The organism is Nocardioides sp. S5 (assembly GCF_017310035.1).
Lineage (GTDB): Bacteria > Actinomycetota > Actinomycetes > Propionibacteriales > Nocardioidaceae > Nocardioides.
The window spans coordinates 166,158-180,550 of sequence record NZ_CP022296.1; the positions used below are offsets into that span (position 1 = coordinate 166,158).

13 protein-coding genes and 2 pseudogenes are annotated in these 14,393 nt (G+C 65.0%); 4 read left to right on the plus strand and 11 right to left on the minus strand.

Features of this window, described 5'->3' with window-relative positions; genetic code table 11:
* Positions 1 to 29: 29 nt before the first annotated feature.
* The 7 genes from CFI00_RS00855 to CFI00_RS00885 are packed head-to-tail and all read right to left on the minus strand — an operon-like array spanning position 30 to position 7,502.
* Positions 30 to 881: a PaaX family transcriptional regulator C-terminal domain-containing protein gene (locus tag CFI00_RS00855; protein ID WP_347401908.1), complete on the minus strand. Its 852-nt coding sequence runs from the start codon at positions 879 to 881 to the stop codon at positions 30 to 32.
* Complete coding sequence (locus CFI00_RS00860; RefSeq protein WP_207083452.1) at positions 842 to 1,288, minus strand: acyl-CoA thioesterase; 447 nt, start codon at positions 1,286 to 1,288, stop codon at positions 842 to 844. The genes CFI00_RS00855 and CFI00_RS00860 overlap by 40 nt, the downstream gene beginning before the upstream one ends.
* A complete protein-coding gene (locus CFI00_RS00865; protein ID WP_207083453.1) occupies positions 1,285 to 3,660 on the minus strand; it encodes a bifunctional salicylyl-CoA 5-hydroxylase/oxidoreductase in 2,376 nt (791 codons plus the stop codon). The genes CFI00_RS00860 and CFI00_RS00865 overlap by 4 nt, the downstream gene beginning before the upstream one ends.
* Positions 3,657 to 5,300, minus strand: a complete 1,644-nt coding sequence (locus CFI00_RS00870; RefSeq protein ID WP_207083454.1) for an AMP-binding protein — start codon at positions 5,298 to 5,300, stop codon at positions 3,657 to 3,659. Before CFI00_RS00870 ends, CFI00_RS00865 begins: the two co-directional genes overlap by 4 nt.
* Positions 5,297 to 6,199, minus strand: coding sequence for an acyl-CoA thioesterase domain-containing protein (locus CFI00_RS00875; RefSeq protein ID WP_207083455.1), 903 nt, complete (start codon positions 6,197 to 6,199; stop codon positions 5,297 to 5,299). Before CFI00_RS00875 ends, CFI00_RS00870 begins: the two co-directional genes overlap by 4 nt.
* A complete protein-coding gene (locus CFI00_RS00880) occupies positions 6,196 to 6,681 on the minus strand; it encodes a cupin domain-containing protein (protein ID WP_207083456.1) in 486 nt (161 codons plus the stop codon). The genes CFI00_RS00875 and CFI00_RS00880 overlap by 4 nt, the downstream gene beginning before the upstream one ends.
* Before the next feature lie 23 nt (positions 6,682 to 6,704).
* Positions 6,705 to 7,502, minus strand: a complete 798-nt coding sequence (locus CFI00_RS00885) for a fumarylacetoacetate hydrolase family protein (protein ID WP_242532619.1) — start codon at positions 7,500 to 7,502, stop codon at positions 6,705 to 6,707.
* A 72-nt stretch (positions 7,503 to 7,574) separates the two neighbouring features.
* Here CFI00_RS00885 and CFI00_RS00890 point away from each other — a divergent pair, with 72 nt between their 5' ends.
* Positions 7,575 to 7,997: a RidA family protein gene (locus tag CFI00_RS00890; RefSeq protein ID WP_207083458.1), complete on the plus strand. Its 423-nt coding sequence runs from the start codon at positions 7,575 to 7,577 to the stop codon at positions 7,995 to 7,997.
* A gap of 958 nt (positions 7,998 to 8,955) precedes the next feature.
* Here the strand turns inward: CFI00_RS00890 and CFI00_RS00900 are convergent.
* From CFI00_RS00900 to CFI00_RS00915, 3 genes are all read right to left on the minus strand, one after another.
* Complete coding sequence (locus CFI00_RS00900; RefSeq protein ID WP_207083459.1) at positions 8,956 to 9,351, minus strand: GNAT family N-acetyltransferase; 396 nt, start codon at positions 9,349 to 9,351, stop codon at positions 8,956 to 8,958.
* 414 nt (positions 9,352 to 9,765) lie between these two features.
* Entirely contained in the window at positions 9,766 to 10,503 is a 738-nt protein-coding gene (locus tag CFI00_RS00910; protein WP_129478263.1) for an MBL fold metallo-hydrolase, read from the minus strand.
* A 140-nt stretch (positions 10,504 to 10,643) separates the two neighbouring features.
* Positions 10,644 to 11,036, minus strand: a complete 393-nt coding sequence (locus tag CFI00_RS00915) for a DUF202 domain-containing protein (RefSeq protein ID WP_129478265.1) — start codon at positions 11,034 to 11,036, stop codon at positions 10,644 to 10,646.
* Here CFI00_RS00915 and CFI00_RS00920 point away from each other — a divergent pair.
* The 3 genes and pseudogenes from CFI00_RS00920 to CFI00_RS00930 all read left to right on the plus strand — a co-directional run.
* Positions 10,960 to 11,612, plus strand: a pseudogene (locus tag CFI00_RS00920) (IS3 family transposase); the annotation flags it as partial. The gene CFI00_RS00915 and the pseudogene CFI00_RS00920 sit on opposite strands and share 77 nt — an antisense overlap.
* Positions 11,613 to 11,857: 245 nt before the next feature.
* Positions 11,858 to 13,057, plus strand: coding sequence for an IS30 family transposase (locus tag CFI00_RS00925; RefSeq protein WP_207082267.1), 1,200 nt, complete (start codon positions 11,858 to 11,860; stop codon positions 13,055 to 13,057).
* Between the two features lie 7 nt (positions 13,058 to 13,064).
* Positions 13,065 to 13,385: pseudogene (locus CFI00_RS00930) on the plus strand (integrase core domain-containing protein); the annotation flags it as partial.
* Between the two features lie 521 nt (positions 13,386 to 13,906).
* Here CFI00_RS00930 and CFI00_RS00935 read toward each other — a convergent pair.
* Complete coding sequence (locus tag CFI00_RS00935) at positions 13,907 to 14,380, minus strand: hypothetical protein (RefSeq protein WP_129478267.1); 474 nt, start codon at positions 14,378 to 14,380, stop codon at positions 13,907 to 13,909.
* Positions 14,381 to 14,393 lie beyond the last annotated feature (13 nt).

Sequence of the window (14,393 nt, forward strand, 5' to 3'; positions counted from 1 at the left end):
CACATGCCCGGAGCGGCGCTCGCGGTGATTCAACCGCCGAGCGCTGTGTCGTTCTGCGGCCAATATGTCGCAGCATGCTTCATCGCGGGTCGCTCCAGTGCTCTGGCTAAACGCTCGAATAGCGCGGCTGCCGCTGGTGCGCTCCAGTCGGGGTCGAGGACCTCTCGAGGCAACCCGGGATCACGGAACGGTAGGCGACGCCAATGATCGACAACCCCGAGGTACGTCTCGAACGCTTCGCGCGGCTCAGTCGATGCAATGACCTTGCCGTAAGCGTCAATGAACTCTCGGTAACTGCGATCGATGCCGGTCAGATCCCAGCTTTCATATAGCAAGGCGGTGAGGTCTTGGGTGCCGACATAGCCCCCGACGAAGATCGCCGCGTACTCTTCGAGACCGAGTTCGGCTACGGCCTTCACGGCGGCGCTGCGCATCCGGGCGGGTGCAATCCACATCGCCGTGCCGATGTTGCCGAAACCGAGATGGGAGAGGTGTGAACGCAGTTGGTATCGCTTAGGTCGAATCGACTCGGGCACGCTGAAGTTGATGATGCACCAGCCCTCGTCGAGGTTGGCGGGCTGACGGGCGTGCCAGATGACTTCATCTCCCGCCGCCAAGGTTGCAAGGGCGTGGTCGGTGAGCACGTAGCCGCGAGCACCGTTGCGGGTCTCAGACTCGAGCCAGCCTCGTTCCTTGAGTCTGAAGACGGCCGTTCGAAGGCTCGGCGCGTCCACGCCAACCTGGGTCATCAGGTCCACCGCGCCCGCGATTGGCATCCAGTTCCCTTGGGGCCGAACGACGGCGCCTAGGAAACTCACCACGACCGTCCGTGATCTCCTGCTCACCCTCGGGATTCTGCCGGTCTCAGGGCCGCAACCCACGCGTCGGGCCATGGCTCGCTGCCGGCGCCGTCCGAATGAGCCGCTCCGGCGCGGTTCGCGCCGATGTGGACGGTGACATATGAACCGTGTGCAGCACGCCGACGCGGCTTACCTCCGTAGGATTCGCCCCAAACCTCGAACTTAAACGTCATCGATGAGTGACCCATGTGCGCTACCTCGACGACGGTCGTAACTTCTTGACCGAAGAAGAGCGGTGCCTCGAAGTCCACCTCGAATCGCACGCGGGGTGCGACGGGGAAGTAGGCGTACAGTCCACGCTCCCGCATCAGCGCCGCTTCGGCGGCTTCGACCAACCGCACCACCGTGCTGTTGTGGTAGATCCCGGCTGCATCGGTGTCAATCCATTCGATACGGGCACGGGCAGCCCCTGCCGCTCGCGCGGTCATGTCGTCTCTTGGGTACGGCCCGGGGTCCAACGCACGTGGACGGCCGAGGAGTCGCCCTCGCGGAGCAGCTGCAGCCGGGGCGGGATCTTGTCTGTGCGGGCCGTCGGTGGCTTCCTCCTGCCGGCCTCCCACATGCGCGGCCAGTCGGCGCCGGGGCCGCGGTAACCCTGCTCAGCGGCGGCGTGAAGCGTCCAACTTGGGTTGTAAAGGTGGGTCCGTCCAAGCGCGCACAGGTCGGCGCGGCCAGCGAGCAGGACTGAGTTCACGTCGTCGTAGGACGAGATGGCTCCGACCGCGATCACTTTGACGCCTGCGGGCGCCGCTACACGGTGCCGGATCTTGTCAGCGAAGGGGGTTTGGTACGAGCGGCCGAACGCCGGTTTCTCGTCCTTCGACACTTGGCCCGACGAGACGTCGATCGCGGCCGCACCCGCTTTAACGAACGCCCGAGCGATCTCGACTGCATCTTCGTCGGTGTTGCCATCCGGCATCCAGTCGGTTGCGGAGATGCGGACCGTGACGGGGATGTGCGGCGGAACTTCGGCTCGGATGGCGCTGAACACCTCGCACGGGAACCGCAGCCTGTTCTGTAGCGAACCGCCGTACTCGTCGGTGCGGCAGTTCGATACTGGCGAGAGGAAGGAACTGAGTAGGTAGCCATGCGCTGCGTGAACTTCGATGAGGTCGAAACCTGCGTCGACTGCCCGGCGGGCCGCGGCTACGAAGTCGGCGACCACCTGGCTTAGGTCGGCTCGGGTGGCTTCGCGAGGAGTGTGGCAGTCGGAGCCGTAGGGGAGCGGTGATGGGGCGATGACGGCCCAGTTCCCCTCCTCGAGTGGCTCGTCCATGCCGTCCCACATCAGCTTGGTCGAGCCTTTTCGGCCCGAGTGGCCGAGTTGGACGCCGATTTTGGCTGTCGACTGTCCGTGCACGAACGACGTCACCCGGTGCCATGCTTCGAGCTGCTCGTCGTTCCAGAGTCCAGGGCAACCTGGGGTGATCCTGCCCTCGGGGGAGACGCAGGTCATCTCGGTCATGATGAGTCCGGCACCGCCGAGCGCTTTCGAGCCGAGGTGGACTAGGTGGAACTCGTCCGGTACGCCGTCGGTGGCGCAGTACATGTCCATTGGTGAGAGGACGATGCGGTTCTTCAGTTCGAGCCCTCCGATCGAGGTGGGCTGGAACATGGCCGGTGCAACTTCGGACGCGCCCTCGGCTTGAGCGAATTCGGCTTCCATCAATGCGGCGAAGTCGGCGTCTCGTTCGCGCAGGTTCTCGAACGTGATGCGACGCGACCGCGTGAGCAGGTTGAAAACGAACTGGGCTGGCTCTTGCTTCGCGTACATGTTGATGTTCTCGAACCACTCAAGCGACGCTTGAGCTGCCCGCTGAGTCGACTCGACGACCGGTTTGCGTTCCTGTTGGTACTCGGCGAGCGCACGGTCGATTGAGTCGTGCTCGTGCAGGCAGGCCGTCAGCGCGAGCGCATCCTCCATCGCCAGCTTCGTGCCTGATCCGATCGAGAAGTGGGCGGTGTGGGCGGCGTCGCCGAGGAGCACGACGTTGCCGTGGTACCAGTTCTCGTTGCGAACGGTGGTGAAGTTGATCCACTTCGAGTTGTTGGTCGTGATCTTGTGGCCCGCAAGCTCTTCTGCGAACAGTTCCTGGACCCGTTCAACGGCGTACTCGTCGGAGACTCCGGGCGGAAATACCTCATGCTCGGTGCGGTCGAGCCCGGCTCGCCGCCACACGTCCTCGTGCATCTCGACGATGAAAGTCGAGCCCTGGTCGGAGTAGGGGTAGCCATGGATTTGCATGACGCCCCACTCCGTCTCCTTAACGAAGAACTGGAACGCTTCGAAAACGAGGTCGGTTCCGAACCAGATGTACTTGTTGCGTCTGCGGTCGAGGTTCGGCCGGAACGCTTCGGCATACCGTGTGCGGATCGCCGAGTTCAAGCCGTCGCCGGCCACTACGAGGTCGTAGGACCTGCGCAGTTCGTCCGGGTCCGGCGCCTCAGCGCGGTAATGCACGGTGACGTCGAGTTCGGCGGCACGGTGCTGAAGAATCTCAAGCAGTTCTTTGCGGGACATGGCCGCGAAGCCCTGGCCGCCGACCGTGAATGGGTGGCCGTTGAAGGTGACGTCCATGTCGGTCCACCGGGCGAACCGCTCCTCCATCCGGTTGTGGATGACCTGGTCAGCACCTTCGATGCTGCCCAACGTTTCGTCTGAGAAAACGACTCCGAACCCGAAAGTCTCATCGGGGGCGTTGCGCTCCCAGACGGTGATCTGGTGGGTCGGGTCCATGGTCTTCATCAAGGTCGCGAGGTAGAGCCCGCCCGGGCCGCCTCCGACGATCGCGATCTTCATACTTGGGCCTCCGCCTCAATGGCTTCGCGCAGTTTGTAGCGCTGCAGCTTGTTGTTGGTGTTGCGTGGCAGCGCCGTGGTGAAGCGCACATCGCGGGGGTACTTGTACGGGGCGAGCAACCCCTTGACGTGGTCCTGCAGTTCTTTGACTTTGGCGGCGTCGCCTTCGACGCCGTCGCGGAGCACGACGAAGGCACACACGATGGCGCCGCGTTCGGGGTCGGGTTCGGCGACTACGGCCGCCTCAACCACGTCAGGATGGGTGTCGAGGACTGCTTCGACTTCGGGGCCGCCGATGTTGTAGCCCGACGAGACGATCATGTCGTCGGTGCGCGCCCGGTACCAGAAGTAGCCGTCCTCGTCCTGGACGAAGGTGTCGCCCGTGACGTTCCAGCCGTTGACGATGTAGGTGCTTTGGCGGTCGTCGTCGAGGTAGCGGCAGCCGACCGGGCCGATGACGGCTAACCGTCCTTCGACGCCGTGACCTACCTCGTTGCCGTCCTCGTCGAGGATTGTGGCGCGGTAGCCGGGCACCGCGCGTCCGGTTGCTCCGGGCCGGATGTCGTCGCCTGCGGCGGAGATGAAGATGTGCAGCATCTCGGTGGCGCCGATGCCGTCGATGACCTTGAGCCCTACCTCGTCATAGAGTTCCTGCCAGGTAGCATGCGCCATCGACTCACCGGCCGTGACCGCGGTGCGTAACTTGGCGAGCTGCTGCGCTTTTCCTGACCGAAGGATCTGCTTGTAGGCCGTCGGCGCAGTCGCGAGCACCGTCACGTCGTGCTCCGCGACGAGGTCAGCCAGTTGGGCGGGGCTCGCTGCCTCGGTCAGGAACGCGCAAGCCCCTGCCCGCAGCGTGAAGACGATCAGCATCCCGAGGCCGAAGGTGAACGCGAAAGGTGCAGTGCACGAGACGAGGTCGTCGGGTTGTAGACAGAGCGTGTTCCGACCGAAGGTGTTGTCGATCGACAAAATGTCGCGGTGGAAGTGGGTGGTGACCTTTGGTACGCCGGTGCTCCCAGAGGTCGGGCCAAACAGCGCCACGTCGTCGGCGGCTGTGTTGGCGGCCTCGAAACGGTCGGGTTTGCTGTCCGCGCGGCGTGTGAGGTCGTCGGCAGCGTCGGCGCCGAAAGTCACGACCCTCAGATCGGGTGCGGTGGTTCGCTGCAGGGTGCGCACGTCGTCGACGAACCGGTGGTCCACCAGTGCAATCGACGGCTGTGTCTTCGCAACAATCGGGGCCAGTTCGGTCCCACGCAGCGCCGACATCGAGGTCACCACCACGCCGCCAGCCTTCAAAACGCCGAGCCAGGCAGCCACAGTCCACGGGTTGTTCGGGGAACGCAGCAGCACCCTGTTGCCCGGGACGAGGCCGAGATCGTCGACCAGGACGTGCGCAACCTGATTGGATCGCGCCCTGAGCTCGCCATAGGTCCACGTCACGCCGTCGGGGGTCCGCAGCGCCGGGCGGTCCGGGCCGAACTCAGCCGTCGGTACATCTATCAGTGCTACGCCGGCGTTGAGGCGGTCCGGGTACTGCAGCGATGGGATAGTGAACTCGAGCGTCGGCCATTGTTCTGCGGGGGGCAGGTGGTCGCGCGCGAACGTGTCGAGATGCCCCGTCGACCCAGGCCCTGTCACGACGTCGCCCCGGTGGCACGAATCATGCCTTCCTGAACCGCCGTGGCGACCAGTTCTCCGTCAGTGGTGAAGAAACGACCGATCGCGGTGCCACGTCCAGCTTCGACCGAGATTGCGTCTTGGGCGTACAGCAGCCAATCGGTCATGCGGACTGGCCGGTGAAACCACATCGCATGGTCCAGGCTTGCTGTGACCAGACCCTCGTCTGCCCAAGCCAGCCCGAGGACTCGTAGAGCTGGTTCCAGGATGGTGTAGTCGCAGACGTACGCCAGCGCTGCGATGTCGCGTTGCTCGTTGGTAAGCCCGTCGACCTCGCGCAGTGCGTCGAAGGGCCGAACCCAGACGCCCTGGCTGGGCGCCGTGTCACCTTCGACAGTGAGGTAGACCGGTCCCGGTACGTGTCGCATGTCGAAGCTGCGGCCGCCGGCCCAGTAGGCCTTAGACGTGTCGGTCATGGTGCCACCGGTCTTCGGGGCCAGGTAGTCCTCCGCAGTCGGCAACGACTCGGGGTGAGGTATGCCGTCCGGCATGCTTGCCTGGAACCGGCCGCCCAGCTCTCCGGCTGCGAAACTTGCCATGCAGACGTAGACGGGCTTCCCGTCCTGGAAGGCGCGCACGTGGCGCGTGCTGTAGCCGCGACCGTCGCGGAGCAGTTCGACCTCGTAGCGGATGTGGGCGCCAACGTTGACCGGACGCATGAAGTACGAGTGCATCGAGTGCATCGTCTTGCCGTCTTGCACGGTTCGCATGGCTGCAACTGCTGCTTGTGCCACCATGTCGCCGCCGTATGCCTTTGGCCAGGGGCAAGGCTGGGAGGTGGCAAGGAACGCGACATCTAGGGTCTCTGCGTCGGCGGGCCTCAATGTGACAGCGTCAGTGAACGTCTCCGACGTATTCATGGCCGGTCCGCCCAGTCCGGGAGTTCCGTGTCGTCGACCTGCAACAGGTTGACGACGATGTTCTCCGGCGTGCGGGTGGTCATCCACGTGAGGGGGTTGTTGCGGTCGATGTTGCACTCGACGTGCGGCAGGAACGGCGGCACAAACACCCAGTCGCCCTCAGACATGTCAATGTAGTCCGCGAACTTCTCTCCGAAGTAGATCCGGGCCCGCCCAGAAAGCACGTAGCCACCGGTCTCTGCTTCGCCGTGGTGATGAGGTACGGAACGGTATCCAGCCAGGTTGTGCACCTTGCCGAACCACAACTTGGTGGCAGGCGTGTGTTGGATGCTGATGCCGCTGATGCGGGTGGCGCCCTCGCTCTGCCCGGTCAAGTCGGGTTCTTGTCCTGCTCGCGTCACGTAGGGGACTACCAAGCCGTGCTCGTTCGCGTACTTCATGGCGTCGCCCTCGAGGACGTAGTTGCTGGGGTCGGGATCCATGGAGATGTCCTTGTCTGGTTGGGTCAGGCGCCGGTTCGGATGTGGTTGGTGAGCATGCCGATGCCGTCAATCTCTGTCTCGACGGTGTCGCCGCCGGTCAGGTAGGTCGGGGGGTCCATGGCCATGCCGACGCCACCTGGGGTGCCGGTGAGTACGACGTCTCCGGGTCGGAGCGTCGTGAACGTGGAGATGTAGGACAGGAGCGCAGGACAGTCGAAGACGAGAGTCCTGGTGTTGCCTCGCTGGCGCTCGATGCCGTTGACCCGGCATACGACTTCGACGCCGTCTTTGGGGTCGATTTCGTCTGGTGTCACGAGGACCGGCCCCAATGGAGTGGTGGCGTCCCATGCTTTGCCCTGAAACCATTGCAAGGTGCGGCGCTGCCAGTCGCGGATCGAGATGTCGTTGGCGATGGTGTAGCCAGCAATGCCTGCTTGCGCTTCGGTCTGCGTGGCGTTGCGTAGTTCGGCGCCGACGACGACGGCGAGTTCCGCTTCCCAGTCGGTCTCGACGTCGGCCGGTAGGTCGATCGTGTCGTCGGGTCCGATCAGGGTGTCTGCGAACTTAGCGAACAGGGTCGGGTAGGTCGGCCTTTCACGGCCGGTCTCCGCGATGTGGTCGCCGTAGTTGAGGCCGCAGCAGATGACTTTGCCGGGCGAGGGCAGCAGAAGTGTGGGCACAGCGTCTGAGACGTCGTCGCCGGCAAGTGCGTGAGCGTCTGCGGTCGTGTGGACGCGTAGGTAGGCGCTGAGGTCGCTAGCCGGGAGCCGGCGCCAACCGTCGCGCCATGCAGCCGCGGTGCTGCCGCCGGGTGTGGTCACAGTCGCCAGTCGCATGTTTCAAAAATTGCACGAACGTTGCAGAACGTCAATGGAGCGCTTACCGTGGCCAACATGACGGACCTGACGCCCACCGCAATCAACCCCACCTCGCTGCCTGAACCGCGCGGCTACTCCCACGGCACCCTGAGCGGGAACACCCTCTACCTGGGCGGACAGACCGCGCTCGACGCAAACATGGCGATCGTTCCGGGCGGCATCGTCGAACAATTTCGGCAGGCGTTCGGCAACGTCCTCGCAACCCTCAGCGCCGCGGGGGGCATCCCGGAGGACCTGGTCTCGATCACCATCTACCTCACCGACATCCCCGACTACCAGGCGCACAGTAAGGAAATCGGGCAGGCCTGGCGCGAGCTAGCAGGGCCCGTCTACCCGGCCATGGCCGGCATCGGCACCACCGGACTGTGGCAGTCCGATGCCCTCATCGAGATCCTGGGCGTTGCGGTCATTCCCGATGAGCGCCTCAACCGCGGTTGAAAGCAGTACTCGATATGCTCTGGCGCTGCGTAGGCGCGCCATTGGCACGCATCGCGCGATCCGTCGGCCACTTGCCCGACGTCCCGACAGGCGTCGACTACAGCACCTGGCTGCTGACAGACGTCGATCGCTCAAAGCAACCTGACGGCAATCGCGACAGCAATCGGCCGCAACTTCCCTAACGATCCGACGCCGTCCTTCCTAGATGTTGGACCGCCACGCCACCGCCAGCCAAAGGGCCTCTGACCTGCAGAAACGCAGATCAGAGGCCTTTTGTCATCGCTTTCGTGCCCCGATATGTGCCCAATGAACGGACTCAGTACGGCCGTTGGCTTGGGGCAGGGGTGCGGCGGGACCGTCGATCGCCGTGCTATCGGGACCAGTCGCATGGCGCATTGCGTCGCGCCGTCTGACTGACGTGTTCCCCGGCAGGGGAGTACCGAGCGCCAGCGTTACTCAAGCCGGCTGACGCCCCAACGAACTGTCGCCGCAGCTCGGACATCATTCAGGGTCCGCAAGCCGTTTGCGGGCATCTCTCGGAGGCTCAGAAGTGGCCGGTGGGTCAGCGACGTCCCACGGATACAGTCCGCGCAACAGGGACGCGACCGAACCACCCAACGTGACGGCCAGCGCGTCGAGAACCTCCAGGGTAGGCAGCCGGCGTCCGCGTTCGACGTCACTCAAGTAGCTGTAGGAGATGCCCGACTCAGCGGAGGCCTCGCTTAGCCTGAATCCACCGATGAGGTCGGTTGGTTGAGCGTGGCGTAGAACGAGAATGCCCTTGTGTAGCGGGAGAATCGATGTTCTTCAGGCAACGATTCGACCGAACACAAGGGACATCTCTGAGGTGCAACTCTCTCACACGCTGCCGGCGACATCGGCGCTCTTCGACGATCCTCTCGCGACGAACCGCGCGAACCGCGCGCCTTCCGGGCGAAGCGGCAGCTAAGGCCGGCAGTCAGACCAGTTTCGCGCGCATGGCGGGGAACAACGTGTCGCGGAAGCCCGCCCGTTCGTACATACCGCGCCCGACCGCAGTCGCCATCAATTCTGCGCGCCGGATGCCGAGTTCGCAGGCCCACACCATGACGGAGCCAAAGGCCATACGGCCATAGCCGCGGCCACGGAACGACGGAGCCGTGCTCACGTTATTCACCAGCGCGTCACGTCCATCGGGCACTGCCGGTGAAGGAGCCGCATCACGAACAGCCCCGACGGCACAGGCGACAACCGTCCCGCCGACCTCGACGACCGCGAAGTGATAGTTCGGGTCGTCAAGCCGGGAGGAGAACCATTCATGTGCGTTCTTTCGCCAGGTGGGGTCAGGGTCGGTCACTCCCATGGCGACGAACATGTGCCCCCGCAACTCGACCAGAACCTCTACGTCGGATCCTCGGGCCCGCCGAACCACGCCATCTGTCACAGGCAGAACGCTACTGGCACCCCAGTTCAGGTAACCGCCCGCGCTCGCGGAGCGATACCCCTGTGGGACATCGGCGTCTCGCCGTTTCCGTTTGCGTTTCAGCGCTCTTTGGGGTTCGGCTCGCGGGACAGCCCAAACGGTTAAGACGTTTTCACCTCCGCGCTGGTACGTGGCGGGAGCACTCCGGCCACTGTTGGTGTGGCACTTACCAACTGCAGTCCGTGCGCATGGTCATCCGGCCCGAACAGGCGATGACCGGAGCCAAGCACGAGCGGGTAGATCATCAGGAGCAACTCGTCGATTAAGCCACAGCGACCATCCTCAACCGGAAACTGAACCGTCGCATCAGACTTCGATCGTTAGCCCGGGGGTGGCCACGGCGATCTCTCCGGAGAACTCTCGGCGAGCCGCCTGCCGCAGCCGGTCAGTGCTCTCGCCGGGCCAGACGTGGCACAACACCAGCTGGCCGACTCCTGCCTCGGCGGCGACCTTTCCGCGGTCGCGGGCGCTGCTCAGTCCCTCGGCCGACTCCGTGGGTACCTCGTCGACGAAGCTCGCTTCGGCCAGGAGTGCGTCGGCACCGCGAGCCAGGTCGACGGTGTCGGGACTCGCACCCGCGTCGCCGGTATAGGCGAGCAGGCGACCGCCGGCGCTAATGCGGACACCGAGGTTCGAGACGAAGTGCGGGAGCTCGACCGAGGTTACCGTGAAAGGACCGATCACCACCTCTTGCGCCGATAAGAGAACGGTCAGGGTCCAGTCATCGGCGAGCATCGCGCCGTCGAGACTCAGCAGCGCGTCGAGCGCGCCCGAGGGTGCGTGGATAGGCAGCTGGCCGGGTGGGTCGTCAGCGAGGTGCCGCGCGCGCAGCAACGGGTTGAGGTCGGCGCAGTGGTCGGCGTGACCGTGAGTGACCAGCACGGCGTCGACGTCCTCGGGCGAGACGTACTCCACCAGCCGGGACATGGTCGCGTGCCCTGGGTCCATCAGCAGGTGGAAGTCATCGTGCTCGACCAAGTAGCCGCTGCACGCTCGCTCCGGGGTGGGGTACCCACCCCCGCCTCCCAGCACGGTCACTCGCATGCTTGGAGGATACGTCGTTCACGGGGCATCACTTGTTGTGGTGCTTGCCATTCTCGAGCGTCAGCGACCCGAATGTCATGACGTTGTCGGCGCACCCCCGACGTTTGGGCTCTGGGTCGGGGCTCACCGAGTGCAGGTGGTCAGCGGCCTTGACCGTTCGATGCTTCTCCGATGATCAGCAGAATCAGTGATGCGAGCACGGCGAGGGTCAGGACCGTCGAGGCCATGGCGGGGCCGCGTCCGCGGCTGCCGGTGGTGTACTCGCCGTGCTCGATCTCGCGGTTGACACGGCGGTAGCGTCGGGTGCCGTAGAACAGTCCGGCAACGCCGACCACGATGAGCACTGCCCCGGCGGCGATGGTGTAGATGGTGGTGGCGTCGCCGAAGGTGGCCACGGCCAGGCCGAGCACCATGACCCCACCCGCGGTGCGGAGCCAGGCTAGGTAGGTGCAAGTAGTAGCCGCGTTCATCGACGCCAACCGCGACGATGTCGTCGCGGGCCGGCGCCTGGGGGTCGGGGTCATCTGCCGCATGCTGCAGGTGGCCCCGAGCAGCTACTACGAGTACAAGAACCGCCACCCTCCGCCCGTGTCCAGCGCGACGCCGTCATGGCCCCGGTCGTGCGTCAGCTCTGGGAGGACAACTACCGCGTCTACGGGGCCCGCAAGATCTGGAAGGCCGCCCACCGTGGTGGCCACGACATCGGTCGCGACCAGGTCGCCCGACTCATGCGCGCCGACGGTATCGAAGGGGCCCGGCGCACCAAGCGGGTCCGCACCACCAAGCCAGACCCCGGTGCGCCACGCCACCCCGATCTGGTGGGTCGTGACTTCACCGCTGCGGCACCTAACCAGCTGTGGGTCACCGACCTGACGTTCGTGCCGACCTGGGCCGGGATCGCCTACGTCTGCTTCATCATCGACGTATACTCCCGCACCATCGTCGGGTGGAGGGCCGCCTCGCACATCAGGACCACGATGGTCCTCGACGCGATCGAGATGGCCCGCTGGTCACGCGGCACCCAGCTGGCCGGGCTGCGGTGTCACAGCGACGCTGGGTCGCAAGGCGAAATCAACCGGTCGTCGCAACACCTTGAGTTCGGAGGTGTTCGAGCATGGCGACAGCGGACTGGAGCAAGAAGACCAGCGACGCGCCAGAGGAGCTTCGCCGGCAGTGGCGTGCTGACCGGGCGTTGCGGCCAGCGATGCGCTCGCCCGGGCGTCCTGACCCGTCCCGAGCGGTGCAACGGCAGTTCTGGCGGCTGATCGCCACGGGCATCACGTCGGCAGAAGCGGCGCTGGCGGTCGGTGTGTCAGTGCCGGTTGGGACCCGCTGGTTTCGCCACGCTGGCGGCATGCCGCCCATTTCGCTGGCCGAGCCCACCGGCCGCTATCTGAGCTTCGAGGAACGTGAGGAGATCGCCATCCTGCACGCCCAGGACAAGGGCGTTCGCGAGATCGCCCGCGCGATCGGGCGTGATCCCGGAACGGTCTCACGCGAGTTGCGCCGCAACGCTGCGACTCGTGGGGGGAAGCAGGAGTACCGGGCCACCGTGGCGCAGTGGAAGGCACAGCAGGCGGCCAAGCGCCCCAAGACCGCGAAGCTGCTCGAGAACCCGAAACTGCGGGAGTACGTCCAAGATCGGCTCGCCGGCAACGTTCGCCGGCCCGACGGCACGATCGTCACTGGCCCCACACCGGCCCCCTGGAAGGGGCTGAACAAGCCGCACCGTGCCGACCGGCGTTGGTCGCTGGCCTGGAGCCCGGAGCAGATCGCACAGCGGTTGAAGGTCGACTTCCCCGATGATGAGTCCATGCGCATCAGCCACGAGGCGATCTACCAGTCGCTGTTCATTGAGGGGCGTGGTGCGCTCAAGCGCGAGCTGGTCACGTGTCTGCGCACCGGACGTGCGCTACGGCAGCCGAGGGCCCGATCGCAGAACAAGCCCGGTGGGCATGTCACGGCCGATGTGGTTCTCAGCGAGCGCCCCGCTGAAGCCGAAGACCGCGCCGTCCCGGGTCACTGGGAGGGCGACCTGATCATCGGCACTGGCCGGTCGGCGATCGGGACGATCGTTGAGCGCAGCAGCCGCTCAACGATCCTGGTCCACCTGCCACGCATGGAGGGCTGGGGCGAGAAGCCCTACGTGAAGAACGGTCCATCGCTCGGCGGCTACGGGGCCGTCGCGATGAACGCGGCGCTGAGTGCGTCGATCACCAAGCTGCCCGAGCAGCTGCGCAAGACCCTGACCTGGGATCGCGGCAAGGAGCTCTCGGGTCACGCGCAGTTCGCGTTGGAGACCGGCACGAAGGTGTTCTTCGCCGACCCCCACTCGCCGTGGCAGCGGCCGAGCAACGAGAACACCAACGGCCTGCTGCGCCAGTACTTCCCCAAAGGCACGGACCTGTCGCGTTGGTCCGCCGAGGACCTCGAGGCCGTCGCTCACGCGCTCAACAACCGGCCCCGCAAGATCCTTGGGTGGAAGACACCTGCCGAGGTGTTCGATGAGCAACTACGCTCGCTTCAACAACCCAGTGTTGCATCGACTGGTTGAACCCAAGCAATTTACGTCGATTCGGTATGGCGAACGCCTGGCCGAGATTGGCGCGGTTCCTTCGATCGGGGCCGTCGGAGATTCCTACGATAACGCTCTCGCTGAGACCGTGAACGGCTACTACAAGGCCGAACTGATCCGCGGCCCAGCTCGTGAAGGTCGGCCCTGGAAGACGGTTGAGGACGTCGAGCTCGCGACCCTGTCGTGGGTCTACTGGCACAACCACGAGCGCCTTCACGGCTACCTCGACGACGTACCGCCAGCAGAGTTCGAGGAGACGTTCTACGCTCGAGCTAGGACCGACCAACCCCTGGTCGAAATCCAATAGCCCGAGCCTCCATCAGACCCAGGGCGAGTCAAGGGTCCCCGACGCCGCAGCCTCGACGTGAGCCGACGAGTCCACATCCCAACCACCTTCGAAACTGGTGCAGTCTCTGGGCGAGCTGATCGCCCGAGGTCCCAGGAGACCCGTCCGCAGGCGCTTGCGGAATGGGGTCACGCGCCGGAGGTTTGATGCCGCTCCTGTTTGAGTCCAGGAGGACGAGCACCATGCCAAGAAAGATCGATGACGAGCTGAGATCCGGTGCTGTGCGACCGGTCAATGATCATCAGGGCGAGTGCTCCTCGACCGCGGACATCTGGCCAGCTCACGTTGTCGGTCGACGGCCATGGGATCGCACGCCCCGAAATTCCTCGGGGTACTTCCGCGGGTGCTCCCCGTGATGCTGACGCGAAGCACGGCTAAACGACCAGCTCGCCCTGCAGGCAAGGGTCGTCGCCGCTGGGGCGACGACCCTTGGCGGCGTCCCTGCACTCGTGAGTCCGGATGATCTTCAGGGACCACGCAGGTCAGCTGACGGTCAGGGTCAGCTTCTGCATCACGGGCATCTCGCCGTCGAGCACCGGCAGGTCGACGCCTTCGACATCGGGGAACTCGTAGGCCCCGATCTCGCCGTCGTCGACGTGCAGCATCGGCCAGTAGTCGCCGGTGGCGACGGTGTCGTCGAGCTCGACGACCACGTCACTGCTCTCACCCTGCTCGACCTGGACGGTGCCGACGACCGGTCCGGGTTTGCCGTCGACGTCACTGTGCACTGCGATCCAACCCTGCTCGACACCCTCGAGGCTGACGGAGCTCACGGTCAGGGTGCTGCCGTCACCGTCTTGGTCGGCTGCCTCGACCGTGCCGGTAGTCGTGGTGGAAGAATCCTCGGCGGGGACAGCGGTGGACGACTCGTCGTCGCTACCACAGCCGGCCAGGACGAAAGCCAGGAACAGGCTCGAGATGACAGCGGCGCTGCGCCGCGCGGTCAGGTTACGCATGGTGATCTCCTTG